Genomic DNA, 24,198 nt, shown 5'->3' with positions numbered 1-24,198 from the left:
CTCTCTACTTCCCCGCGACGACCACCGGTATCCCCCGCAGCGCTCGAGCGCCGCGCGCTTCGTCGAGCGCGCGCTGCACGTCGGGGCTCGTTGCCGGCTCGATCGCCAGCCGGGCCGCGATCTCGCGCTCGCTGCGTTTCATTGCCGCGAGATTCGCGAGCTTGACGTGGCCATAGCCGCGCACCCGCGCGTAAAGGCCGGCAAGCGTCGCAACGTCGGCGGCCGTCGCAGTGCCGACGATCGCAAATGCGCGTTTCATGGTTTGCTCGTAGTCGTAAGCAAGTGCACGCTCCATGCGCCGTTCGAGCGTCCTGCCGAACGGATCGAACGCGGTGCCGCGCAGCCCGCGGCAACGAGCCAACGCTCCGAACACCGGCCACAACCATTGTCCGAATGCGATCTTGCGCGGCACACCGCCCGCCTTGGCCTTCGAAAGTGCGGGCGGCGCAAGGTTGAAGCGAATCTTGAAGTCCTTGCCTGCGCTGCCTTCGAATTGCGCTTCGAGCGCGCCGCGAAATTCGGCATCGCGATAAAGCCGCGCGACTTCGTATTCGTCCTTGACTGCGAGCAGGCGATAAAACGCCGTGGCTACCGCCTGCGCGATGCGTGCGCCCGGGGCGCGGGCGTCGGCTTCGCGCGCGAGCCCGACGAGGGCGCGGTAGCGTTCGACATAGCGGGCACCGCCGTACGCCGCGAGCCGCGCTTCGCGATCGGCAACGAGCGCATCGAGTGCGGCGGTGGAGTCGGCAGCCCCATCGGCGGCCTCATCGGTCGAGAAGCCATGCGAGCGAGCACCGCGTGGCGCGTGCCGCTCGTCCCATAACGCGTCGAGTCCGGCCGGGTCGCCAGCCGCGAGGCGCCCGATCGAAAACGCGAGCCGGTTCATCGGCACCGCGACGTTGTTGAGTTCGATCGCGCGCATGAGTGCCGCGAGCGAGACCGGTACGAGTCCGAGTTGCCAGGCAAAGCCGAGCATCAGGATATTCGCGCCGATGGTGTCGCCCAGGAACCTGGCCGCGACGCTTTGTGCATCGCACGTGGACATGAATTCGCTGCCCGCGGCGTGTCGCATCTTGGCCAGCAGTGCCTCGCTCTCGAGACTCGCATCGGGGTTGCGCACGAACGCGGCATTCGGAATGGCATGCGTGTTGACGACGATCCGCGTGCGCGAGTGCCGCACCGTTTGCAGCGCATCCGGGCTCGCGCCCACGACCATGTCGCAGGCCAGCAGTACGTCGGCTTGCTGCGTATCGATGCGCACCTGATTGAGGAACGCATCGCGCGCGGCAAAGCGCACATACGAGAGCACGGCGCCGCCTTTTTGCGCGAAGCCCATGAAATCGAGCACCGATGCGCTCTTGCCCTCGAGATGCGCGGCCATGCTGATGAGGGCGCCCACTGTCACGACGCCGGTCCCGCCCACGCCCGTGACGAGAATATCGTAAGGCGCGTCGCCGAGCGCCGCGCCCGGCTGCGGCAACGCATCGACGCGCCGGGCCAGCGAAGCTTCGTCGAACGCGATGCCCGCGGCCTTTTTGAGTCTGCCGCCGAGCACGGTGACGAAGCTCGGGCAAAAGCCGTTGACGCACGAGAAGTCCTTGTTGCAAGAGGACTGGTCGATGCGGCGCTTGCGGCCGAGCGGCGTCTCGACGGGTTCGACGGACAGGCAGTTCGACTGCACGCCGCAGTCGCCGCAGCCTTCGCAGACGGCCTCGTTGATGAAAAGGCGCCGGTCGGGATCGGGATACTCGCCCTTCTTGCGCCGCCGCCGCTTCTCGGCCGCACAGGTCTGATCGTAGATGAGCACGGTCACGCCTTCGATCTCGCGCAACATCCGCTGCACGGCATCGAGCTCGCTGCGATCGTGAAACGTCGTCCCCTTGGGAAAGAGCGCATGGTGCCCGTCGTACTTGTGCGGCTCGTCCGAGACGACGACGAAACGCGACACGCCTTCCGCCTCGACCTGCCGCGCAATCTGCGGTACCGAGATACTGCCGTCCACGGGCTGACCGCCCGTCATCGCGACCGCATCGTTGTAGAGAATCTTGTAGGTGATGTTCGTATTCGCGGCAACTGCCTGCCGGATGGCGAGGATGCCGGAGTGGAAATAGGTGCCGTCGCCGAGATTTTGGAAGACGTGGCGCGTCTTCGTGAACATCGAGTGCGAGGCCCAGTCCACCCCTTCGCCGCCCATTTGAATGAGTCCCGTCGTATCGCGCTCCATCCAGGAAGCCATGAAGTGGCAGCCGATGCCGGCTTGCGCGACGGAGCCCTCGGGCACGCGCGTCGACGTATTGTGCGGGCAACCCGAGCAAAAGTAGGGCGTGCGCTTCACGGCGTCGGCGGCATTCGAGAGAATCTGCGGCGCGACGAGATCGACCACGCGCTCGCGCCTGTCGAGCGCCGGCTTGACGCGAGCGAGCCATTGAGCGAAATGCGGCAGCACGCGCGAGGGCCGCAATTCGCCTGTCGCCGGTAGCAGCGGGGCGCCGCCCGCATCGCGTTTGCCGATCACGAGGGGGCGCGTATCCGCCTCGCGGTTGAAAAGGTGTTCCTTGATCTGCTGTTCGACCACGGGGCCTTTTTCCTCGATGACGAAGACTTCGCCGAGGCCCTGGACAAACGTATCGAGCCGCGTCGTTTCGAGCGGAAACGAGAGACCGACTTGATAGATCCGCACGCCGGCGGCCTCGAGCTCCTCGACGGTGAGGTCGAGCCTTCTCAGTGCTTCCATGAGATCGAGATGAGCTTTGCCGCACGTGACGATGCCGACGGTGGCATGCGGGCTCGGCGCGATCCAACGGTCGATGCTGTTGACGCGCGCGAAGGCTCGCACCGCGTCGAGCTTCGCCGCGAGCCGTGCCTCGATGGCGAGACTCGGCAGATCGGGCCACCGGTTGTGCAGGCCATCGGCGGGCGGCGTGAAGTCGACCGGCGCGTTCCACTGCGTCGTGAGTGCATCGAGATCGACGGTCGACCCCGATTCGACGGTCTCCGAAATCGCCTTGAAACCGACCCAGGCGCCCGAGAAGCGCGACAGCGCGAAGCCGTAGAGGCCGAATTCGAGCATGTCCGAAACGTTCGCCGGATTCACGATCGGCATTTGCCACGACATCATCGTGAAGTCGCTTTGATGGGGCATCGACGACGACACACAGCCATGATCGTCACCGGCCACGACCAGCACGCCGCCATGCGGCGACGAGCCGTACGCGTTGCCGTGCTTGAGGGCGTCGCCGGCCCGGTCGACGCCCGGCCCCTTGCCGTACCACATCGCGAAGACGCCGTCGACGGTGCGCGCTTCGTCGGCTTCCACACGCTGCGTGCCGAGCACCGCTGTGCCGCCGAGTTCCTCGTTGATCGCGGGCAGGAAGCGGATGTCGTCCGCGTCGAGCAGCTTCTTCGCTTTCCACATCTGCTGATCGACCATGCCCAGCGGCGAGCCGCGATAGCCGCTCACGAAGCCGGCCGTCTCGAGCGAGCGTGCCCGGTCGAGGCGCCGCTGCATCGACATCAGCCGCACGAGGGCCTGCGTGCCGGTGAGAAAGATGCGGCCCTGCGTGGCGCTCAGGTTATCGGTGAGCCGATATTCGGATAGGGCGGGAGTGCCCTCGAGGGCCAGGCGCGCGGTCATGACGGGTGTCTCCAGTTATTGCGCCGCGCGGTACGTGCGCAGGCGGCAGGCCCGCGACGCGGCGTCGCGCCAGGGCCAAGCCTCCATTCTTTCGCGGCAATAGTGGAGAGTTTTTGCTTTATCGCGCGCCGGTGGCGCTTATCGTGCGAATTTCTGCCCGAATAGATCGGGATAGGAGTGAATTCAACTTCTGACTTGTGCCGAGCCCGCGGGCGCGTCGTCGCCGTCTTCGATGGGGACGACCTCGTGAAAGTGCGTGTAATCGATATGGCGGACGCCGCGTTCGTCGTCCTGGAGCAGATCGACGAATCGATGGTCCCAGAGAATCTGTTCGTTCGGCCACGTATAGCGCGCTTGCATCGATTGCGTCGTGGTTTCGTCCGACCCTTCGATGTGAATCAGCAGCGAGGCGCGGGACGCGGCGAGGCTCTCGGCCGTTGCGCCGTAAAGCGGGCTCGACTCGTCGATCACATGCATCAACACCCAGCCGAGCAGGAAGATCGGATGGCGATCGCGCAGGAGCGCGAGATCCGAAATGCGCCAGAGCGAGTAGCCCTCCGGGGTGGTCTCGTAGCGCATGAGGCGCAGTTTGGCACCCGCTTCGACTATGACGTTTTGCCTCGCATTGGCGGCGCGGACCATCAGCGTGAGCCGGCCGTCGAGCTGGCGCACGACTGCGTAGCGCGCGAACATGATGCGCGCGCGGGGGCGCGAGAAGCGCACGAAGATCAGGCCCGTCGCCAACGCGATGCTCGACATGCCGGTGAATATTTCGAGCGTCGCGATCAGGTGCGCATAGGTCGTCTGCGGGTGCATATCGCCATAGCCGACCGTCGCGAGCGTCTCCACGCTGAAAAAGAACGCGCCGAGAAACCCGGTTGGAGACTGGTTGGCGATGGGCTCGTGACCGAGCAGATAAAGGCTCGCGAAGACCGTATTCAGGAGTACGAAGAAAGCGGCGAGGGACATGAAAAACATGGGCCAGCTCGCCGTCAATGCGCGGTGATAGATATCGTGCAGATCGTGATCGGGCAGACCGTGCGATACCACCGTGTTTCCGGTTTGCATGCGTAAGATGCGGCCGCGGCGCGCGCGCACGCCGGCGCTCTCCGGGGCGCCTGCCGACGCTTGGCGCGCGCGGCCCGCCGGCGCCTCTTGCGAAGCGGTCGTTCCGTTGCGTGCTGACGTATTGGCTGGCATTCGCGCGGGCCTCGGAGTGGATGCGGCCCGAGCGTAACACGGTGCCGCGCGATTGCCGATCAGGGGAACGCTTTGGGCTTCGGCACGCCGGCGCCATGCTCGATGTCGGTCACGGCGCGCTTGTGGGCGGCGTCGATCGCTTCGTCTTCGGTCGCATAGCCGCTGTCGCCGCCGACCGTCGTCCACTTCTGCACCGGTTTGTCCTGGTGGCGGATTTCGTACTCCGCGTCCCAGCGGGCGCCCTCGAGCTCGATCGCACGGACGTGAATCGAATAGACGCCATAAAGATAGAGTTGTTCGACCATGTTCGCCTCCTGCCGCGCTGGCCAGGCGCGAGTTCGGGAAAAGGGGTCTGCGAACGAAAAAGGGTGTTCGCGAAGCGGTCCATGAAGCATGGCCTATAAATAAGCAGGCCTACAAAGCGAGGCGACCTGCCACGCCCTCCAGAGCGACTCGCTAGAACTCGAGCTCGCCGAGGATGCGATGCGCGAGCGCCTTGGCCTCCTCGAGGGCTTCGACAGCACTCGGACTTGGCGCTTCCACCTCGTAAGCCGTCGTCTCGGGAGCCGTAGCGTCGTCGCGGGCCAGTGATACGACGCCTTGGAATTGCCCGTTGTCGAGCGGTCGCACGGCAGCCGTCGCCGTATAGATGCCCTTGGTGTAGGTCACGTCGTCCATGATGCCGCTCCTTTCATTTGGAGTGGATGCTGTTGCATCCTAGCACGCGTTGGACGACCCGTTTCGATGGCCAGCGGGCCTTTCGGGCCGCTACTGCGCGGGCATGAGCGCGACCACCTCGTCGAGCGTCGGCGAATGCGCTCCCGCATGCCCGCACGCCGCCGCCCCGGCGGCCAGCGCGAACGACAGATGCTCGCGCCCGCTGCGCTGAGGCCAGCGCATCGTGCTGAACAGAAAACCGCCGATCGAGGCGTCGCCGGCGCCGACCGTGTCCACGACTTCGACGCGCGGCGGCGCTGCCTCGATCGTTTCGCCCCCGGCGAGGAACGTGGCGGTATGCGGCCCGCGCGTGACGAGAATCGCGGCTTGCGGGTTCATCGCGCGCAGGCTGGCGAGCGCCGAGTCTTCGTCGGTGCCGAACAGGCACCGCAGATCCTCGTCCGACACTTTGACGAGATCGGCCAGTCCGACCATCGTTTCGAGCGTGGGACGATAGCCGTGCTCCATCAGGTTGCGATAGTTCGGATCGAAGCTGATTTTCACGCCGCGAGCGCGCAAATCCGCCGCGAGCGCGACAAGCGTGGCCGCGAGCGGCTGGCGTGCGAGGCTGATTCCGCCGAAGTGCGCCCACTGTGCGGCCGCGCTCCAGCCCTCGGGCAGGCGTGCGGGATCGAATGCCAGATCGGCGCTGGCCTCGCCGATGAAAAAGTACGCGGGCGGGTGTGCCTGATGGACGATGGCCAACAGAGGCGGGCGTTGGGAGCGCTGGATGAAGCGCATGTCGAGTCCGGCGTCGAGGCTCGCCTGCCAGAGCTCGTCCGAAAAACAATCGGAGCCGATCGCACCGGCGAACGCGCTCGGCACGCCGAGCCGCGCCACCGCGCGTGCGACGTTCCAGCCCGCCCCGCCCGGATGCGAGAGCCAACGCGAATCCCGTTCGCGTACGAGATCGGTGAGGATATCGCCCGCGCTGACGAAAAGCGGGAGACCGGCGGCGTGGGGTGTGCTCATGAACGTTCGTCCGGTTGAGGGGGCGTCTGTCCGTCATCGAGTGCGTTCAGCACTTCGTAGCAGGCACCCATCGTGTGATAGTCGGTCTTCCCGGCCGGACTCTTCTCGTCGCTGTACTTGCGGTTGTCGCACGTCAGGATGCGGTACCACGCGCCGTGGCGATGATCGACGAAATGCGTCCAGCTGTAGCGCCAGATCTCGTCGTACCAGTCCCAGAAGCGCTCGCTGCCCGTACGCTGGCCCAAGAGCGCCGCCGAGGCGAGCGTCTCAGCCTGCACCCAGAAGTACTTGTCGTGATCGCAAACGGTGCCGTCGGGTGCGAAGCCGTAGCACAGGCCGCCGTGCTCGTCGTCCCAGGCGTGCGTCAGCGCGGCGTCGAAAAGCTCCACCGCGCGCGGCAGCAGCCACGGCAGCGGGCGGTGCCGCTCGAGTATCAGCAGCAGCTTCGCCCATTCGGTCTGATGCCCCGGTTGGAAGCCCCAGGGACGGAAAATGTTCGAGCTGTCGTCTTCGTTGTAGTGCCAGTCGACGGACCAGTCGGCGTGGAAATGCTCCCAGACGAGGCTATGCGAAAGCTTCGCCTGGCGCTGGGTGATATTCGTCGCAATGCGCTCGGCCCGATCGAGATAGACGAGATGGCCCGTCGCCTCGTAGGCCGCGAGCAGCGCCTCGGTTGCGTGCATGTTCGCGTTCTGGCCGCGGTAGGTGGAGACATGCCAGTCGGGGGTGGCTTCGTCGGCGTAGAGGCCGGCGGCCGGGTCCCAGAAACGCCGCTCCATCAGCTCGAACGTTTCCGCGATCTGACGGCGAGCCTCCTCGATGCCGGCCGCGGCGGCGTGCGACTGCGCGAGCAGCACGAACGCCAGCCCATAGCAGTGCCGCGTGCCGTCGAGTGTGCGCTTCTCGCGATGGCGCCATTCGATTTCCCAGTCGTACCCCGCATGCTCGGCGTCCCAGTGCGCATCGCGCAGGAAAGCGAGTGCATGACGCGCATAGTCGAGGTATTGCGGATCGCCGAAGTGGCGATAGGCCATCGCATAGTTGTAGACGAAGCGGCAACTGCTGACGAGGTGGCGCGTCGTGCGGTCGTAGACGGTGCCGTCGTCCTTGAAGTAGTGATAAAAGCCGCCGGAAGGATCGTGTGCCGAAGGCGCATAGAACGCGAGCGTATCGGCAACATGTCCGAGCAGGAATTCACGATCGCGAAAATCATCGACGGGCGGGACCGTCGAGTTCGTATGGATGGGGCCGAACAGCATGTTCGCGGGCTTTGTCGTTTTACCGGCGTTGGGTAGCTTCGTCATGGTGTCGTTTCCGTTGGAGCCACGGCGGTTCGCGCCACGTGCGGGTCATGGGAGGCTGCCGCGCCCGCGCTGCTTGCACGCACGACGAGTTCGACGGGCAGGCGGACGTCGGTTTCCCCGGGGGCATCGTCGAGCAGCAGTTCGACTCCGCGCACGCCGAGGGCCTCCTTGTCGGCGGCGATCGTCGTGAGCGGCGGGGCGGCGTGGGCCGACGCGGGAATATCGTCGAACCCGACGATCGCAATATCGTCCGGCACGCGCAAGCCGCGAGCCAGGCACACGCGCATCGCGGCCAGCGCCGCCACGTCGTTGTAGGCGAAAACCGCGTTCGGCCGCTCGGCCCCGGTGTGCGTGTCGAGCAGACGCTGCATCACCTGGGCAGCCGCCATATCCGGCGCGAGGCTCGCGTCGATCGTCGCTTCGAGGGATGGATCGAAGAGCAGCCCCGCCTCGAAGAAGGCCCGGCGATAGCCGAGCGCGCGCTGGGCAATGCTGTAATGGGCGAGCGAGCCGCCGATGAACGCTACGCGCGTGCGGTTCATGGCGAACAGATGTCGCATTGCCAGCGCGGCGCCCGCGCCGTTATCGAGATTGACTGAGCGCAGATTCGGCGCCCACAGGTCGATCAGCACGAGCGGCCGGTCCATCGCGACGAGCGCCGCAAGCGTTTCCGGTTCGACGAAGCCGGCTACCGCGATCGCATCCGGTGCGTGCAGGCGCAACTGCTCGCCGATGTCTTCCGTCGGCCCCGCCGTCAGCAGGGAAGGCACGATACCGCGCGCACGGCAGGCGTTCTCCACGCCATGCAAGACATGCGAGAAAAACGGGCTTGCGGCGAAATTGTTGTGCTGCCGGTGCAGCAGGAAGGTCAGGCGCCGGATTTTCGGGCGCAACTGCGCAGCGTCATAGCCGAGGCGTTGTGCCGTCTCGACGACGCGCGCCCGCGTGGCTTCCGACAAACCAGGCTGGTTCTTGAGGGCCCGCGAGACAGTGCCGATCGACACGTTTGCCGCGCGGGCGATATCGCGAATGGTCGTGCTCATGGTGCTGCGCTTTCGATTCCTGCGATCCCGAGTTCCGGCGATTGTATAGTAAAAATCGCGAAAATGCGGCCACGGATGTCGTGGAAGTCCCTCGAAAGCCAGTCGGGTAGGGCAGATCAGAACATTCTGTAGTTTAGTAAAAACAACTAAACAGGGCGGTTCGGTGAGCGAGCGGCGCCGCCGCGCGGCGCTCAGTTCATCGTTGCGGCCGTGCGCGCCGTGCCGAGGGCGTGCTCATGCAAGTGCAACGTTGCCGCGCCTTCGTCGACATCGATCAGGAAAAAGCCGCTCGGCTCCTGTTTCGCCCGATGTTTGGCGAGAGCGGCGACGGAGGCGATCTCTTCGCTGCCGTAACGTGCGAGATCGGGCGCCGCGGGCCACACGCGCACACAGCCGATCGCCATCGTCACGAAGCCGAAAAACGTTGGATTGCCGCGCCGGTCCTCGCCTTGAATGCCGCCGGCCGCGCGGTCCTCGTCCGCATAAAAACCGAGCGCGCCCTCGTTGAACGCGGCGATCGCCGCGTGGGCACGCTCGCGCCAATCCTCGCTCTGAAACAGAATCAGGAAATCGTCTCCGCCAACGTGTCCGAGAAAATCGCGCGTCGGATCGCAGGCCTTGGCGAGCACGGCCGCGGCGAACTTGAGTACTTCGTCGCCATGCCAATAGCCGTACCGGTCGTTGAACGGCTTGAAGTGGTTCAGATCGACGTAGCACGCGTGGAATTCGACTCGATGCTCGACGAGGCGGGCAATGTGCGAGCTGATCGGAATATTGCCCGGCAAGAAGGTGAGCGGATTCGCGTAGCGCGCCGCTTCGATGCGGACTTCCGTCACGGCACGCACGAGGCTTTCGCCGGTGCCGAGGCCCAGATATTTGCCCTGGTCCGTAATGACGAAGCCATCGGCCAGGTAGCGCTGATCGTCGCTCGCCAGCAGCTTGGCCATCTGCTCGACGGTCATCGATTTTTCGATGACGACGGGCGCGGCGTTCGCAAACAGCAGGCACGGCCGTTTGCCGAAGAGCTCGCGGTGGTAGGGCAGCGCATAGCGGTCCATGAAGCCGCGGCGGTTGACGAGCGCGATCGGCTCGTCGTTTTCGACGACGGCGAGCGCATGCAGCGCAGGCAGCCGGTTGAACAGTTCGAGTACATCGTTGTTGGTCGCACTGCGCGGCACCGCGGGCGCCGGCACCAGCATCTTCGCTGCCGCGACGCCGCCGGAGGGCGAACCGGGCAACTGACTGCGCGTCGCGCGGGGAAAGACGGCGATATGCCCGGCCGCGAGCGCTTCGCGCGCCGGTTCGGCGAGGCGCCTTTGCGCCCGCGCCGCGGGCCGGCCGAAGAAGTAGCCCTGTCCGAACGCGATACCCATATCACGTACCACGATGAGATCGGCCTCGTTTTCGATTCCCTCGGCCACGAGGCGCGCGCCGCTCGCGCCCGCGAAATGCTGCATGGCACGGACCGCTTCGAACTTGAGCGGATCGTTGGCGATGTCGTCGATGAAAAAGCGATCGATCTTGACGACATCGGGCTGTAGCCGCACCCAGAGATTCATGCTGGCATTGGCCGTGCCGTAATCGTCGAGCGCGAATTGCGCTCCGGTCTCGCGCAAGGCTGCCACGATGGGCTCGAATCCCGCGACGTTTTCGATCGCGCATTGCTCGGTCAACTCGAGCACGAGCCGCTCGATCGGCATCCCGTATCGGCCGAGCAGTTCAGCCGTGTGCTCGCGCGTCTGGCCGAGCGAGACGATGGCTTCGGCGCTGAAGTTCAAGAAGAGCTTGCCCTCGCAACCGAGCGCGGCGAACGCGGCCACGCAGGTTTCGGCCGCCGCGTGCTCGAGCCTGACCGAGAGTCCCTCGCGCGCGGCTTGCGCGAACAGCGCGCCCGGCGACTCGAGCGGCGTGCCGGCAGGACCGCGGATGAGGCCTTCGTAGCCGAGGATAGTGCCGCCGTCGAAATCGACGATGGGCTGAAATACGGCGGCAAGAGCGCGCGCCTCGATGAGTTCAGCGACTTTCGGAGCGCTCGAGAACGACGGAAGACGGGATGACATGGCAGGGCGACGGCCGTAGTAGAGGGACCATCGACTTAACGACGCAGCCACTTGATAGTTAAGTGAATTTTTTATGAAGCGATGCACTGCGCTGGTGCGACGCTTGCGGGAGGCGGTGATATCGCCTGTCCGCTGCGTGTTCGCCTCGCATCGGCATCCATTTGCGCCTGGATGCGCCCTTCGCCGAATTCGGCGTCACTCAGCGGCGAGTTCCTGCCGCTGTATCGCCGTCTGAGCTTCGCGTGGCGCGCCCGATACGCGGCTGGCGTCTTTCGCGATGCCGGCGGTTGGGTCTGTATCGGACGGATGCGGCGCGATCACCACACGATTGCGTCCGCTGCCTTTCGCATCGAGCAGCGCCGCATCCGCGCGCCGGATCACGCGGTCGATCTGTTCGCCTGGCAGGTGTTGCGCCACGCCAACGCTGATCGTCAGCGCAACCTCGAACTGCCGCACTTCCTCGACGCGTTTGCGCAGCCGTTCTGCGACGCGCGCCGCATCGTCCCGGTCGGTGTTCGGCAACAGCGCGACGAATTCCTCGCCGCCGAAGCGGCCGCAGACGTCGTTCGGCCGCAGACCGTCCTGGATCGCGCGCGAGACCAGGCGCAGCGCCCGATCGCCCGCTTCGTGGCCGAACCGGTCGTTGACCGATTTGAAGTGGTCGGCATCGATATAGAGGACCGAGAACGGCTGACGATGGCGTTCCGCGCGCTGCAGTATGCGCCGACCCAATTCGAAGACACGACGCCTGCGCGGCAGTTGAGTCAGTTCATCCATGTCGGCGAACGCTCGCAACTGCTGTTCGAGCCGGAAGCTCTTTTTTTGCGAGCGCAGCGCGAAGAGATTCGCGACGAGGCTCGTGCAAACGGCGACGAACATCGAAAGGATCAGCCCGAACCGCTCTCCCGCCGAGGGCGCGCCCCACTGCACGAGTACCAGCGGGCCGGCCATGGAGAGCACGGTGGCGGCCGCGAAATCCCAGCGGCGCAGCAATACCGGACTGAACGTCAGCGGAATCAGTACGAACGCGGGCAGGAGCAACTGGGCGTGCGGGCCCCATTGCAGGACATGCCAGGCGAGTCCGGCTTCGAGCGCGGCAATGGCGACGAGCGCGGCGATGCTCGCGCGCAATGCGCCGCGCCGGCTCCATGCAACCACGAGCGCGGCGGCAATCGGCATCGCGGGCAGCGCGCCCAGCTCGCTCAGAACGCCGGGCCACCCAGCCGCGGCGTGGCCGCTGTGATGGCGCAGCCAGATGTCGCCGGCAACGAACGCCACATAACCGAACAGCGCCGTTCCCAACTGCGCGCACAGGAATGACCACAGGCGTTCCGCGGCGTAATCGTCGAACGACGGAGTGTCATCGGACGTGTCGATCGTCGTGGCGCGCCATCCCCGCCAGCGTCTCTTGCGACGAGGCCAATGAGCCGTGCCCTGACGGTCCTCGTCAGTCTGGTCCTCGCTGCTCATTTATTTTCTCTCTTGAAAGTGCAACTGCGGCGTTTTTGGAAAGCGCCCCCCGCTCGCAGACGCCATTCTAATATCGTCCAATATGCCGCGCGATGATTTTTACGATATTCCGTAACCGCGCGGGAAAATGCTGCGCCGCACCGTGCGCAGTACGACAGGGGCGCCTGCGCGGTACCCGTGGCGAGATATCCATGTCGGCAAAAGAGTTTGCCGCAATCTGCCATTTTCGGGCCGTAATAATCGCAGCCGAATTGCAAACAATTGCAAACGTTTGCCGTTTGCATTCGGCCGGGTTATGCCGCACGACGGCATCGACCTATTCCATTCGATTATATTTTTATTTGATATGACGAATAGCGCCGCTATGGCGCTGGCGCGTTCAAGGCGCGTCGGCCGGCCGCTCCGCGGTTTGAGCATGGCGATGGCCCCAGCGTTGAGCCAGCGCGGCACACACCATGAGCTGCATCTGATGGAAGAGCATCAGCGGAAGCACGATCGCGCCGACCGCTTGAGCCGAAAAGATGACCTTCGCCATTGGAATGCCCGAGGCCAGGCTTTTTTTCGAACCGCAAAAGATGAGGGTGATGCGATCGGCGCGGTCGAATCGTAAGGCCTTGCCGGTCCAGGCCGTAATGACGAGTGCGGCGCCAAGCAGTGCGCCATTGACGAGTAATAGCGCTGCCAGCGTGCCTGCGGACAGGTGATGCCAGAGTCCCTCGATTACCGCCTCGCTGAACGCCATATAGACGACCAGCAGAATCGATCCCTGATCGACGAATCGCAGTACGCGCCGATTGCGATCGAGCCATCGGCCGATAACCGGGCGCAACAGTTGCCCCGCAACGAATGGCACGAGCAGTTGCAGCACGATATCGCCGACGGTATGCCAGGCTGAGCGGGAGGCGCTCGTCTGATGCGTGAGCACGAGGCTGACGAGTGCCGGTGTGACGAAAATGCCGATCAGGCTCGAGGCCGATGCCGCGCAAACGGCAGCCGGCACATTGCCCTTTGCGATCGACGTGAACGCAATCGACGATTGGACGGTGGAGGGCAACGTGCAGAGGAACAACACGCCCATATAGAGCGTCGGCGTGACGAAGCTCGCCATGAGCGGCTTCAGCGCCAGGCCGAGCAGCGGGAAGAGCACGAAGGTGCTCGCCAGCACGAGTAGATGCAATTGCCAATGTGTGGCGCCCGCGATCACGGCTTCGCGCGAGAGCTTGGCACCGTGCAGAAAGAAGAGCAACGCGACCGCCACATTCGTGACGACGTTCACGGCGACGGCGATTTCGCCGCGGCAGGGCAAGACGCTCGCCAGCGCGACCGTGCCGATGAGTGAGAGGGTGAAGTTATCGGGAATCACGAAGGGCAGGCGGGGCATGACGACCTTTCGAATGGGGCGGCCACGAGACGTACGGCAGGCGACGAACGCATGCTGCGCTCATCGAGGCAGCCCGCCGCGCCACGTTTGAGGAAAAAGACGCCACAGTACCACCACCGGTAACAACGCGTTACAACGGCGTCGCCCACCTAACACTTTTTGCCTCGACACGTTTCCGGGGGCCCCATAAATTACACCAGGACGCGGCCCCCGAAAGCCAATCTTCCGACGACCTTCAGGTAAGGATGGCGTGCGGCACCGCCCGGTGCCGGGCTTGGGGGCGATTGAATCGATCATGGCGGATTGGAGTTTCAACACCCTCTTACGTTGGACGGCAGTTGCGCTTTGCGCGGCCGCGATTCCGCTCGCGCGGGCGCAGCCGCACGCGGACAACATCAGTTTCAGGCCGCATGCGAGCCCGTTCGGGCTCGATCAGGCGCCGCGTTCCGCCGGGCGATCCGAGCCCGGCTTCTATCAGACGGCCCATACCGAGGACGGTCAGCGGCGCGGCCCCAAGGGCCCCCTCGCTCGCGGCGCTCGCCGCGGCGGGCGTCTCGTCGGTGCGCCGAGCGCGCCGCCCTCCGGCTTCCCCTATCGGCCCATCAGTCAGGACGCACGCAACGTGCCGCGGGCGCAAGGCAATGCCACCTATTTGCGCGCCGGTTCGATCCGCGACGCGGTGACGCGCTACAACGAAGAGCGCGATACCTCGCGCCCTGTTCCCCGTCCCCCCGCGCCCGGCTCGCGACCGCCCGACCCCTCCATCTACCGCAACTAGGCCGGTAAGAGGTATTGCCCGCGTGCGCCCGCGTCGCGTTCACGGGTGATGCAAACACGCCACACTTTTTGCATGCGAGCAGCGCTGCGCGCCGCCGTATCGCACTGGTAAGACAAAACAATTTTGACCTCGCATCGGCCTGCGTCAACATAATCCCCAAGCCCGAAATCGGCGCGCCAAACGCGCGGTTATGCGAACCGCTATACCCGCAATAAGCAAACTTATTTTTGTCCGGAAAAATGGTCCGCGACGATGACATCGCCCCAACCGGGAGCGAACCGGGCATAGCGGTTCGCGCGGACGTATGCCAATCAACCACAGCATTGACCGGGACAGTGCGCGAGCGCCGAGTCCGTCGATAGGAGAATTCATGAAAAGCACCGTCAGCCGTGCGCTGAAGATCAGTTTGCGACTGGCCGCCGCCGCGAGCGTGGCCGCGGCAGGCTCGGCCGCCTACGCCCAATCGAGCGTGCAGCTCTACGGCCAGGTCGATACCTGGGTTGGCATGCAGCAATTTCCAGGCATCCAGAAGGCATGGACCGTCGGCGGTGGCGGAATGTCCACGTCCTACTGGGGTTTGAAGGGTGCGGAGGATCTCGGCGGCGGTTACAAGGCGGTCTTCACGCTCGAAGATTTCTTCCGGGCTCAAAACGGCAACTTCGGCCGCTTCACGGGCGATTCGTTTTTCTCGCGCAATGCTTACGTCGGCATTCAGTCGCCTTACGGGACCGTCACGGCCGGCCGTCTGACGACGCATCTGTTCGTCTCGACGATCCTGTTCAACCCGTTCATCGATTCGTATACGTTCTCGCCGATGGTCTACCACGTGTTCCTCGGCAACACCGCGGTGCCGACCGGCGCGACCTACGCAACCGATATCGGCGTGGTCGGCGACTCGGGATGGAACAATGCGGTGCAGTACTCGACGCCCGATTTCAACGGGTTATCGGGTAGCGTGATGTACGGGCTCGGGAATCAGGCCGGCCAGAACGGCGCGAAAAAGTGGAGCGCGCAATTTCTTTACTTCCATGGCCCGTTTGCCGCGACGGGCGTATTCCAGTACGTCAATTTCAATAACAGCCCCGGCGATCTCGCGGTGCCGCCGGCGTTCGGCAGCGTCGTGCCGTTCAAGAGCCAGAGCGTAGGCCAGCTCGGCGCCAGCTACGATCTGAAGTTCGCCAAGTTCTATGCGCAATACATGTATACGAAGAACGACCAGCTCGGCGGCGGCAGCTGGCACGTCAATACGGGCCAAGGCGGCGTGACGGTGCCGGCCGGGCCCGGTTCCATCATGGCTTCGTTCGCCTATTCGCGTGACGGCGGCGGCCTCGATCAAACGCGCCGCTCATGGGCGCTCGGCTACGATTACCCGCTCTCGAAGCGAACCGACGTCTATGCGGCCTATCTCTACGACAAGTTGAGCGGATTGTCGACGGGGCAAACCGTGGGCGCCGGCATCCGCGCGAAGTTCTGATGCCCTGCTGCGCTCCCCCGGTGCTCCGTTTCGCATAACGGCGCGGGGAGCACCGAGCCCCCTCGCGGCAGTTGCCTATACTGCGAAAAGCACCCGTGAGAATGGGGGAGACATGACCGATTTATCGACGCCGCAGCCCGTCGGCGATTTGGCGCCGAAAGCGCCTGCCCGCCTGCGTTTCGTGACTGCGGCCGCGCTTTTCGATGGCCACGACGCCGCGATCAATATCGTGCGCCGCGTCCTGCAGACCGGCGGTGTGGAGGTGATTCACCTGGGCCATAACCGCGGTGTCGACGAAGTGGCGCGCGCCGCACTCGACGAGGACGCCGATGCCATCGCGGTATCGAGCTATCAGGGCGGACATATCGAGTATTTCCGCTATCTGATCGATTGCCTGCGCGCACGCGGAGGCGAGCGTATCCGGGTATTCGGGGGCGGTGGGGGCGTGATCGTCGCCGACGAAATCGAGGCGCTCGAACGCTACGGCGTCGCGCGCATCTATTCGCCACAGGAAGGCCAGCGGCTCGGCTTGCAAGGGATGATCGACGATATGATCGCCCGCTGCCGCGAGCACTCGCCCGCGCCGGCGCAGGAGCATGGCGTGCCGGTCAATCTCGACGATCTACCATGTGCCGAGGGCGAGCGCGCCTGGAGAACGCTTGCCCGCTTCGTTACGGCGCTGGAAAGCGGCTATGTGGATGCCGCAACGCGTGCCGCGCTCGCCGCGCGCGCCGCCGCGGCACAGGTGCCGGTACTCGGTGTCACGGGCACGGGCGGCGCCGGCAAATCTTCGCTGACCGACGAGCTCGTGCGTCGGTTTCGCCTCGACTACGGCGATGCGCTGCCGATTGCCGTGCTCGCCGTCGATCCGTCGCGCCGCAAATCGGGGGGCGCTCTGCTCGGCGACCGCATAAGAATGAATGCGATCGGCGACTGGGGGCACGGGCCGCGCGTCTTCATGCGCTCGCTCGCCACGCGCGAGGCCGCGACTGAAGTCCCGGACGTGCTGCCCGATGCGATCGCCGCATGCAAGGTCGCGGGCTTTCAGTTGATCGTCGTCGAGACGTCGGGAATCGGACAGGGCGATGCGGCCATCGTGCGGCACGCCGCTCGCTCGCTGTATGTGATGACGCCCGAGTTCGGCGCGGCGAGTCAGCTCGAAAAAATCGACATGCTCGATTTTGCCGACTTCGTTGCCATCAACAAGTTCGACCGCAGCGGCGGGGCCGATGCATTGCGCGACGTTGCCAAGCAGGTTCAGCGCAACCGCGAGGCGTGGAGCGAGCCGCCCGATGCGATGCCCGTCTTCGGCACCATAGCGGCCCATTTCAACGACGACGGCGTGACCGCGCTCTATCAGCGCATCGCGGCATCGCTGCACGAACTCGGACTGCCGCAGCCCCAGGACGGCGGGCGGCTGCCGCGCGTGAGTGTTCGCCATTCGAGCGCGCGCGGCGCGATCGTACCGACTGCGCGCGTGCGCTATCTGTCCGACGTCGCGGAGGCCGTCCGCCGCTACCGCGATCAGGTCGAGGCGCAGTCGACGCTCGCGCGCGAGCGTTGGCAGCTGCTCGAAGCGCGGCGCATGCTCGCCGAGGCGGATGTCTCGGCGCGCGGCGCGCAGCCGCCCGCGTGGGCTCCGCTGGCCGCCGATCTTTCACGGCTCGACGCGCTGATCGAGGCGCGCGAAACGCAGTTGGGCGCGCGCGAGAAAGCGTTGCTCGAAGCATGGCCGCGCACGCAGGCGGCCTACTCGGGCGACGAGCATACGGTGACCGTGCGCGGTCGCGAAATGCGTAATGCACTGACGGTGACGACGCTTTCCGGTACGACGATGCGCAAGGTATCGCTGCCGAAGTTCGTCGATCCCGGGCAGACGTTGCGCTGGCTCTCGCTCGAAAATCTGCCCGGCCATTTTCCGTTCACGGCCGGCGTCTTTCCGTTCAAGCGCGAGAACGAGGATCCGACGCGGATGTTCGCGGGCGAGGGCGATCCGATGCGCACGAACCGCCGCTTCAAGCTCCTTTCGAAGGGCATGCCGGCGGTGCGGCTCTCGACTGCGTTCGATTCCGTGACGCTCTACGGCGAGGACCCGGACGAACGTCCCGACATTTTCGGCAAGGTCGGTAATTCCGGCGTATCGGTGGCGACGCTCGACGACATGAAGGCGCTCTACGATGGCTTCGATCTGTGCGCGCCGAACACATCGGTGTCGATGACGATCAACGGTCCGGCGCCGACGATTCTCGCGATGTTCTTCAATGTCGCGATCGATCAGGCGCTCGAACGCCTTGCCGCGCGCGCGGCCGAGGCAGGCACCGAGCCGAGCGCCGACGAACGTGCCGCTGCGCGCGCCGAGGCGCTGCACAACGTGCGCGGTACCGTGCAGGCGGACATTCTTAAGGAAGACCAGGGACAAAACACCTGCATCTTTTCGACCGAGTTCAGCCTCAAGGTGATGGGCGACATTCAGGCGTACTTCATCGAGCACGAGGTGCGCAACTTCTACTCGGTATCGATCTCCGGCTATCACATCGCCGAGGCAGGCGCGAATCCGATCACGCAGCTCGCTTACACACTGGCAAACGGCTTCACCTACGTGGAGGCTTACTTGGCGCGCGGCATGCCGATCGACGCGTTCGCGCCGAACCTCTCGTTTTTCTTTTCGAACGGCATGGAGCCCGAATATACGGTCCTGGGCCGAGTGGCGAGGCGCATCTGGGCCGTTGCGCTGCGCGAGCGGTACGGCGCCGGCGAGCGAAGCCAGAAACTGAAGTACCACGTGCAGACTTCGGGACGAAGCCTGCACGCACAGGAGATCGACTTCAACGATATCCGTACGACGTTGCAGGCGCTGATCGCGGTCTACGACAACTGCAATTCGCTGCACACCAACGCATACGACGAAGCCATCACCACGCCGACCGACGAATCGGTGCGGCGCGCGCTTGCGATCCAGCTCATCATCAATCGCGAGTGGGGACTCGCGAAGAGTCAGAACCCGAATCAGGGCAGCTTCATCATCGAGGAGCTGACCGATCTTGTCGAGGCGGCGGTACTGGCCGAGTTCGATCGCCTGACCGAGCGCGGCGGCGTGCTCGGGGCGATGGAGACAGGTTACCAGCGCGGCCGGATTCAGGACGAATCGATGCAGTACGAACATCGCAAGCACGACGGTTCTTATCCGATCGTGGGCGTCAATACGTTCGTCGGAGCGCATGGGCATGAAGCTCCTCCGCCGCTCGAGCTCGCGCGTTCGACGCAATCGGAAAAGGAAAGTCAGCTGACACGCCTCGCCGCGTTTCAGGCGCGCCATCGCGACGAGGCGCCGGCCATGCTCGCTCGCTTGCAGCAGGCCGTGATCGACGACGAGAATGTGTTCGCGGTATTGATGGATGCGGTGCGCGTCTGCTCGCTCGGGCAGATCACGCACGCGCTGTTCGAGGTAGGGGGGCAGTATCGGCGGACGATGTGAGTGTGGATGGCGGCGCCTATCGATTAAAACCGAGGAGATTCAGCGGCGGTCCTGGCTCCGCGGCCGTACGGAGTTTATTCCGCTACGCGCCCACGGATGGGCGAAAGCACTGCGCCTAACCGAGCACCAGCCGCCGCTGGAATGCCTCCTTGATCGCTGTTTCGAGCGCGGCCCGCGGTACCTGTTTCAACTGCGGCTGACCGGTCAGGTTCGCGAGCCGGGCAGCATCGGCCCGCAATGGATTGCCGTTGTCGAGCCGGCCCGACACGGCGAACTGGAATTCGACGAGCCGTGCCACGACTTCGAGCGCTTCGCCTTTGCGCATGCCCATATCGGTGAGGAGTGCATGGACCGCGTGCAGGCGGGGCTGCTCTTTCACATGCGCCATCAACTTCCGGACGCGGCTGGATAGCGACAGATCGGGGTCGTAGGCAATATCGAGCAGTTCGCTAAGTGCACTGGCCGACTTGCGTTCCGCTCGCACCAGTTCGTCGCGCATGATGTCGAGCGCGTGATTGACCACTATGCTTCGCTCCTCGTCTTTGGCCGCGGTGGATTTGCGATGGTCGATCAGGGCGCCGGGGATCCACCTACCGACGCTTCGGTTTGCCACTTTCTTTTCCGCATTGGCGAATGCCGCGGCGACGATGCCGGCTGTGGCTTCGAGCGGCAAGTCGTCTGGCACTTCGCACTCAGGGGTGCGCCGGTTCGCAGCTCCGATATGTCCCGCACCGTTCTTGTCGAAACCGCTTAGGCTGTGCTTCACGATACGCGTCATCAGCTCTGCCTTCGCATCGCGCAGCTTCTGTCGTTCTTCGATGAACGGCTTCTTGAGAAAAAGCAATTCGCGTGCGCTGGCGACCGCATAACCTGCAGCCACCACCGGCAGCGCCGCACCGTGGGTACCGGCGATCATCAGTGCACTTGCCGCCGAACCAAGTCCCGCGATGATCGCGTGATACACCCCGTCGTTGCGCCGGTGAGCGCCCTGGTGCGTGCCGATATACATCAGCGTCAACACGTCGCGCGCATGGCGCACCCGAGGATGGCGATCGTCATGGGCGATCCTGATCAGCTTCTGTTTATCGTATTGCCATTGCCCGTTGCGGTCGCGCGTCAGGATCAGGTTGCCGACGAAGGCTGGATCGGCCTCTCGGTAGTGCGCTTCGAGCGCCGGATAGCGTGCGCGTTCGTCGTCGTTGGCCGGTTTGAGCGATGGCCGGCCGCATCGGCGATCCTGCTGCTCTTGTGCCGATGCTTTTCTGACGGCATCGACTTCGGCTTGCAACATGGTCTCCAGCCTTGCGCGGTAGCGCGCCGCAAGGGCTCTGCCCGCTGCAGCCGAAAAACCGGCACCAGCCAGATTCAACAGGTCGTGCGCGAGCAATCCGTCGTACGTATAGGTCGAGCCGGCGCTAGCGTTGCCGGCTGCTTCGATCGCATAGGCGTCTGGCATCCGGTTGAGTGCCAGCGGGGTGACTCCGGCTTTGTTGCAGCCCAGCCAGTCCGCCAGTTTGCGGCAAGCACTCCTATCGCGCGGCGCAGCGACAGCAACCCTCGAGGGGAGCCAGGAAGGTGTGGCAACACGACGAGTCACTGCGTTCTTGCGCGAGGTGAGCAGCTTGCCGAGGCTGCTGTCCCGCACCGACCGCGGGCGCGACGGCTCGATCGTTTGGGATTCGGCGGCAGCAAGCGCGAGACCCGAAGTTTCGGTCGAGCGTAGCATCTGAGGCGCGAGCACTTTCATGAATATCCCGACAAAGGAAAGCCAAGGGAGTGCTCTAATTTATCGGGAATCATGTAAAGACCGCGTACAAGTCGTTTCCCGCACGATCAATATCGCGTATCGGCCTGGGAGTGCTGTCGGTGCACGAGGGTCAAGCTCGTTCCTCCGCCCCCGATTTCGTCGGAGAATCAAACGGCATGCCTCGAACGATTACTTGCCGCCCGCGAGACGCGCCCGCGTCTCCTCGTATTCCCGCGTAAGCCGTGCCACGAGTTCACCCACGGTCGGCACGTCGTCCATCAGGCCCACTCCTTGCCCCGCGCCCCAGATGTCCTTCCACGCCTTCGCCTTATCGCCCGCGAAGTTCATCTTCGTCTTGTCCGACGCGGGCAGGTCGTCCGGGTCGAGCCCCGCATTGACGATGCTCTCGCGAATGTAATTGCCATGCACGCCGGTGAACAGGTTCGTATAAATGATGTCGGCCGCCGTGGCATTGACGATCGCATGCTTGTAGCTATCCAGCGCATGCGCTTCCCGTGTCGCGATGAAGCGCGTGCCGATATAGGCGAGATCCGCACCCATCGCCTGCGCGGCGAGGATCGAGCCGCCATTCGCGATCGCGCCCGATAGCACGATCGGCCCGTCGAACATCCGCCGCACTTCGCCCACCAGCGCGAACGGCGACAGCGTGCCCGCATGGCCGCCCGCGCCGGCCGCGACGAGGATGAGCCCGTCGACGCCCGCTTCCAGCGCCTTTTGCGCATGACGCAGATTGATGACGTCGTGCAGCACGATTCCACCGTAGCTGTGCACGGCGTCGATCATTTCCTTGACCGGCGCGCGCAGACTCGTAATGAAAACCGGCACCTTGTGCTCGACGCACACACGGACATCCTGTTCGAGCCGCGCGTTCGACTGGTGAACGATCTGATTGACGGCAATCGGTCCGACGATTGCGTCGGGATGGGCCGCCTTATGCTCGGCAAGCCCTTCGCCGATTTGCGTGAGCCACTCGTCGAGCAACTCGGCCGGCCGCGCATTGAGCGCCGGAAACGATCCGACGATGCCCGCCTTGCATTGGGCAAGTACCAATTCGGGGTAGCTGACGATGAACATCGGCGATGCGATGACGGGCAGCGCCAGATTCTTGAGGACGGCGGGCAAGGCCATGTGCAGCCTCCTTCGGCAACGATCGGTAAGAGAACGATCGTTCGATTATACGAGCGCCGGTTCGCGATACGGCGCAGAGGTTTGGAGGGAGTGTTCAGGTTCTAGGATTGGTGTGCCGTAGAACGAACCGGGCGCGGCCACATCCGTAGAATGTGAAGCTACGCCAACAATGAGAAGAGGCAGGAGCGAACCGATGACATTCGCCGACTTTACCCCGTTTCGCGTCGCGACCGAAGGAGCCGAGATCCATGGTCTCAAGGGCGGCTCGGGCGCACCGCTGTTACTGATGCACGGGCATCCGCAGACGCATATGATCTGGCACCGGTGCGCGGAACGGCTCGCCGAGCATTTCACCGTGATCGCGACGGATTTGCGCGGTTACGGCGCATCGGGCAAGCCGGCGAGCGACGAAACGCACCTGCCCTATTCAAAACGGGCGATGGCGGCCGATCAGGTTGCCGTCATGCGTCACTTCGGCTTCGAGCGGTTCCTGGTGTGTGCCCATGACCGAGGTGCACGCGTGGCGCATCGCATGGCGCTCGATCACCCCGATGCCGTGGAGCGGCTCATGCTGCTCGACATCGCGCCCACGCTCGCGATGTACGAGGGGACGACGCGGGCGTTCGCGACCGCGTATTTTCACTGGTTCTTTCTGATTCAGCCGGAGCCGCTGCCCGAAACGCTGATCGGCGCGGATCCGAAGGTCTATATCGAGCGTGTCATGGGGTCTCGCCATGCGGGGCTCGCGCCGTTCGCGCCGCAGGCATTGAGCGCCTATATCGACGCACTGCGTCAACCGGGTGCCGTCCATGCCATGTGCGAGGACTACCGGGCCTCGGCGACGATCGATCTCGAACACGACCGTGCCGACATCGAGCGCGGTCATCGTATCGCGTGTCCGCTGCGCGTGCTTTGGGGCGCCGACGGCACCGTCGCGAAATGCTTCGACCCGCTGGCCGAGTGGCGGCGCGTTGCACGCGATGTGAGCGGGCGCGCGCTCGAATGCGGCCACTACGTGCCGGAGGAGGCGCCCGATGCGCTGGTCGCCGAGATGCTCGGGTTTTTCGAGGCGCTTGAGCCGGAAGCCAGCCCCCGTATGCATTGAGCCCGGCGCAAAAGAATCAACGCGGGCGGGCGAAGGATCCGCGCGGATCTCATTCGACGGCTTCCTTGCGCTTTTTCCTCACCGCGGCCGTTTGGCGACGCGCGATGCCGGCTCCGGAGCTTTGTCGAGCGGTGGAAGCCGGCGGGCAATCGGCGTCGACTTCACGATCGACGAGTTCGTTTCCGCGCGATCCGCGACTTTCGACAGAATGCCGTCCAGGTCTTCGATCGAGCGTAGATACAGCCGGCAGACGAAGCAGTCTTCGCCGGTGACCTTGTCGCATTCCACGAACTCCGGGATGTGCCGGATCGCTTCTTCCACGAGATGAAGCTGCCCGGGCAGCGGCCGCACGCGCACGATGGCCTGCATCGTGTAACCGAGCGCGCGCGGGTCGATTTCGATCGTGAAACGGCCGATGACCCCTTGCGTTTCGAGTCGTCTCAGCCGCTCGGCCGTGCTCGGCGCCGACAGGCCGACCTCACGGGCCAGATCGGCGATGGCCGCACGCCCGTCTTCGGCGAGTAGCCGCAGCAAGGTGCGATCGATCGCGTCGAGCGCGCCGCCCGCCGTCTCCGGCGGGTCTGAAAGGCGTTTTCCCATTTTTTCCTTCGTTTCGAAGCCCGGTTCGCTAAACGGCCTTAGTTTAGCGCTGTGTTCGAGCGTGTGTCATCGCTAGACTGGAGTGCGTC

General features: G+C 64.6%; 17 protein-coding genes. 4 read left to right on the top strand and 13 right to left on the bottom strand.

The annotated features are described in order from the left end of the window. Positions 1-4: 4 nt before the first annotated feature. The 10 genes from ACO1XS_RS06925 to ACO1XS_RS06880 form a co-directional block, all read right to left on the bottom strand. Positions 5-3,634, bottom strand: coding sequence for an indolepyruvate ferredoxin oxidoreductase family protein (locus tag ACO1XS_RS06925; protein WP_486390302.1), 3,630 nt, complete (start codon positions 3,632-3,634; stop codon positions 5-7). A 183-nt stretch (positions 3,635-3,817) separates the two neighbouring features. Beyond that, entirely contained in the window at positions 3,818-4,702 is an 885-nt protein-coding gene (locus ACO1XS_RS06920) for an ion channel (RefSeq protein WP_331570127.1), read from the bottom strand. Between the two features lie 191 nt (positions 4,703-4,893). Next, positions 4,894-5,139: a DUF6566 family protein gene (locus ACO1XS_RS06915; RefSeq protein ID WP_331570125.1), complete on the bottom strand. Its 246-nt coding sequence runs from the start codon at positions 5,137-5,139 to the stop codon at positions 4,894-4,896. A gap of 151 nt (positions 5,140-5,290) precedes the next feature. After that, positions 5,291-5,512 carry a hypothetical protein gene (locus ACO1XS_RS06910; protein WP_331570123.1) on the bottom strand — a complete coding sequence of 74 codons (222 nt, stop codon included), beginning with the start codon at positions 5,510-5,512 and terminating at the stop codon, positions 5,291-5,293. A 90-nt stretch (positions 5,513-5,602) separates the two neighbouring features. Continuing rightward, a complete protein-coding gene (locus tag ACO1XS_RS06905; protein WP_331570121.1) occupies positions 5,603-6,523 on the bottom strand; it encodes a carbohydrate kinase family protein in 921 nt (306 codons plus the stop codon). Beyond that, complete coding sequence (locus ACO1XS_RS06900) at positions 6,520-7,827, bottom strand: AGE family epimerase/isomerase (RefSeq protein WP_486390301.1); 1,308 nt, start codon at positions 7,825-7,827, stop codon at positions 6,520-6,522. The genes ACO1XS_RS06905 and ACO1XS_RS06900 overlap by 4 nt, the downstream gene beginning before the upstream one ends. Beyond that, entirely contained in the window at positions 7,824-8,870 is a 1,047-nt protein-coding gene (locus ACO1XS_RS06895) for a LacI family DNA-binding transcriptional regulator (RefSeq protein ID WP_486390300.1), read from the bottom strand. The genes ACO1XS_RS06900 and ACO1XS_RS06895 overlap by 4 nt, the downstream gene beginning before the upstream one ends. A gap of 191 nt (positions 8,871-9,061) precedes the next feature. Continuing rightward, positions 9,062-10,930: an EAL domain-containing protein gene (locus ACO1XS_RS06890; protein ID WP_486390299.1), complete on the bottom strand. Its 1,869-nt coding sequence runs from the start codon at positions 10,928-10,930 to the stop codon at positions 9,062-9,064. A gap of 195 nt (positions 10,931-11,125) precedes the next feature. Next, entirely contained in the window at positions 11,126-12,400 is a 1,275-nt protein-coding gene (locus ACO1XS_RS06885; protein ID WP_486390298.1) for a GGDEF domain-containing protein, read from the bottom strand. 379 nt (positions 12,401-12,779) lie between these two features. Beyond that, positions 12,780-13,781, bottom strand: a complete 1,002-nt coding sequence (locus tag ACO1XS_RS06880; RefSeq protein WP_331570113.1) for a bile acid:sodium symporter family protein — start codon at positions 13,779-13,781, stop codon at positions 12,780-12,782. Positions 13,782-14,076: 295 nt separating this feature from the next. Between ACO1XS_RS06880 and ACO1XS_RS06875 the strand changes: the two genes are divergently transcribed. The 3 genes from ACO1XS_RS06875 to icmF all read left to right on the top strand — a co-directional run bounded on the left by ACO1XS_RS06875 (position 14,077) and on the right by icmF (position 19,508). After that, positions 14,077-14,559: a hypothetical protein gene (locus tag ACO1XS_RS06875; protein WP_331570111.1), complete on the top strand. Its 483-nt coding sequence runs from the start codon at positions 14,077-14,079 to the stop codon at positions 14,557-14,559. 370 nt (positions 14,560-14,929) lie between these two features. Continuing rightward, a complete protein-coding gene (locus ACO1XS_RS06870; protein WP_486390297.1) occupies positions 14,930-16,033 on the top strand; it encodes a porin in 1,104 nt (367 codons plus the stop codon). A gap of 112 nt (positions 16,034-16,145) precedes the next feature. Further along, on the top strand, positions 16,146-19,508 hold the full coding sequence (gene icmF, locus ACO1XS_RS06865; RefSeq protein ID WP_486390296.1) for a fused isobutyryl-CoA mutase/GTPase IcmF: 3,363 nt from the start codon (positions 16,146-16,148) through the stop codon (positions 19,506-19,508). A 115-nt stretch (positions 19,509-19,623) separates the two neighbouring features. On the opposite strand, the gene ACO1XS_RS06860 is transcribed toward icmF, so the two are convergent. Next, positions 19,624-21,255 carry a transcriptional regulator gene (locus tag ACO1XS_RS06860; protein WP_486390295.1) on the bottom strand — a complete coding sequence of 544 codons (1,632 nt, stop codon included), beginning with the start codon at positions 21,253-21,255 and terminating at the stop codon, positions 19,624-19,626. A gap of 189 nt (positions 21,256-21,444) precedes the next feature. Continuing rightward, entirely contained in the window at positions 21,445-22,404 is a 960-nt protein-coding gene (locus tag ACO1XS_RS06855; protein ID WP_331570103.1) for an NAD(P)H-dependent flavin oxidoreductase, read from the bottom strand. A 193-nt stretch (positions 22,405-22,597) separates the two neighbouring features. Between ACO1XS_RS06855 and ACO1XS_RS06850 the strand changes: the two genes are divergently transcribed. Further along, positions 22,598-23,509, top strand: a complete 912-nt coding sequence (locus tag ACO1XS_RS06850; RefSeq protein WP_331570101.1) for an alpha/beta fold hydrolase — start codon at positions 22,598-22,600, stop codon at positions 23,507-23,509. 78 nt (positions 23,510-23,587) lie between these two features. Here the strand turns inward: ACO1XS_RS06850 and ACO1XS_RS06845 are convergent, their stop codons facing one another. Further along, positions 23,588-24,109: an Lrp/AsnC family transcriptional regulator gene (locus ACO1XS_RS06845; protein WP_486390294.1), complete on the bottom strand. Its 522-nt coding sequence runs from the start codon at positions 24,107-24,109 to the stop codon at positions 23,588-23,590. Positions 24,110-24,198 lie beyond the last annotated feature (89 nt).

Source organism: Trinickia sp., from assembly GCF_057351765.1.
The sequence above is the reverse complement of the archived record's forward strand: the minus strand, read 5'-3'. Positions and strand labels throughout refer to the sequence as shown.

Excerpts from the sequence above, each read along its gene's own strand:
- ACO1XS_RS06925 (WP_486390302.1), bottom strand. The coding sequence starts at position 3,634 with ATGACCGCGCGCCTGGCCCTCGAGGGCACTCCCGCCCTATCCGAATAT.
- ACO1XS_RS06920 (WP_331570127.1), bottom strand. The coding sequence starts at position 4,702 with ATGCAAACCGGAAACACGGTGGTATCGCACGGTCTGCCCGATCACGAT.
- ACO1XS_RS06915 (WP_331570125.1), bottom strand. The coding sequence starts at position 5,139 with ATGGTCGAACAACTCTATCTTTATGGCGTCTATTCGATTCACGTCCGT.
- ACO1XS_RS06910 (WP_331570123.1), bottom strand. The coding sequence starts at position 5,512 with ATGGACGACGTGACCTACACCAAGGGCATCTATACGGCGACGGCTGCC.
- ACO1XS_RS06905 (WP_331570121.1), bottom strand. The coding sequence starts at position 6,523 with ATGAGCACACCCCACGCCGCCGGTCTCCCGCTTTTCGTCAGCGCGGGC.
- ACO1XS_RS06900 (WP_486390301.1), bottom strand. The coding sequence starts at position 7,827 with ATGACGAAGCTACCCAACGCCGGTAAAACGACAAAGCCCGCGAACATG.
- ACO1XS_RS06895 (WP_486390300.1), bottom strand. The coding sequence starts at position 8,870 with ATGAGCACGACCATTCGCGATATCGCCCGCGCGGCAAACGTGTCGATC.
- ACO1XS_RS06890 (WP_486390299.1), bottom strand. The coding sequence starts at position 10,930 with ATGTCATCCCGTCTTCCGTCGTTCTCGAGCGCTCCGAAAGTCGCTGAA.
- ACO1XS_RS06885 (WP_486390298.1), bottom strand. The coding sequence starts at position 12,400 with ATGAGCAGCGAGGACCAGACTGACGAGGACCGTCAGGGCACGGCTCAT.
- ACO1XS_RS06880 (WP_331570113.1), bottom strand. The coding sequence starts at position 13,781 with ATGCCCCGCCTGCCCTTCGTGATTCCCGATAACTTCACCCTCTCACTC.
- ACO1XS_RS06875 (WP_331570111.1), top strand. The coding sequence starts at position 14,077 with ATGGCGGATTGGAGTTTCAACACCCTCTTACGTTGGACGGCAGTTGCG.
- ACO1XS_RS06870 (WP_486390297.1), top strand. The coding sequence starts at position 14,930 with ATGAAAAGCACCGTCAGCCGTGCGCTGAAGATCAGTTTGCGACTGGCC.
- icmF (WP_486390296.1), top strand. The coding sequence starts at position 16,146 with ATGACCGATTTATCGACGCCGCAGCCCGTCGGCGATTTGGCGCCGAAA.
- ACO1XS_RS06860 (WP_486390295.1), bottom strand. The coding sequence starts at position 21,255 with ATGAAAGTGCTCGCGCCTCAGATGCTACGCTCGACCGAAACTTCGGGT.
- ACO1XS_RS06855 (WP_331570103.1), bottom strand. The coding sequence starts at position 22,404 with ATGGCCTTGCCCGCCGTCCTCAAGAATCTGGCGCTGCCCGTCATCGCA.
- ACO1XS_RS06850 (WP_331570101.1), top strand. The coding sequence starts at position 22,598 with ATGACATTCGCCGACTTTACCCCGTTTCGCGTCGCGACCGAAGGAGCC.
- ACO1XS_RS06845 (WP_486390294.1), bottom strand. The coding sequence starts at position 24,109 with ATGGGAAAACGCCTTTCAGACCCGCCGGAGACGGCGGGCGGCGCGCTC.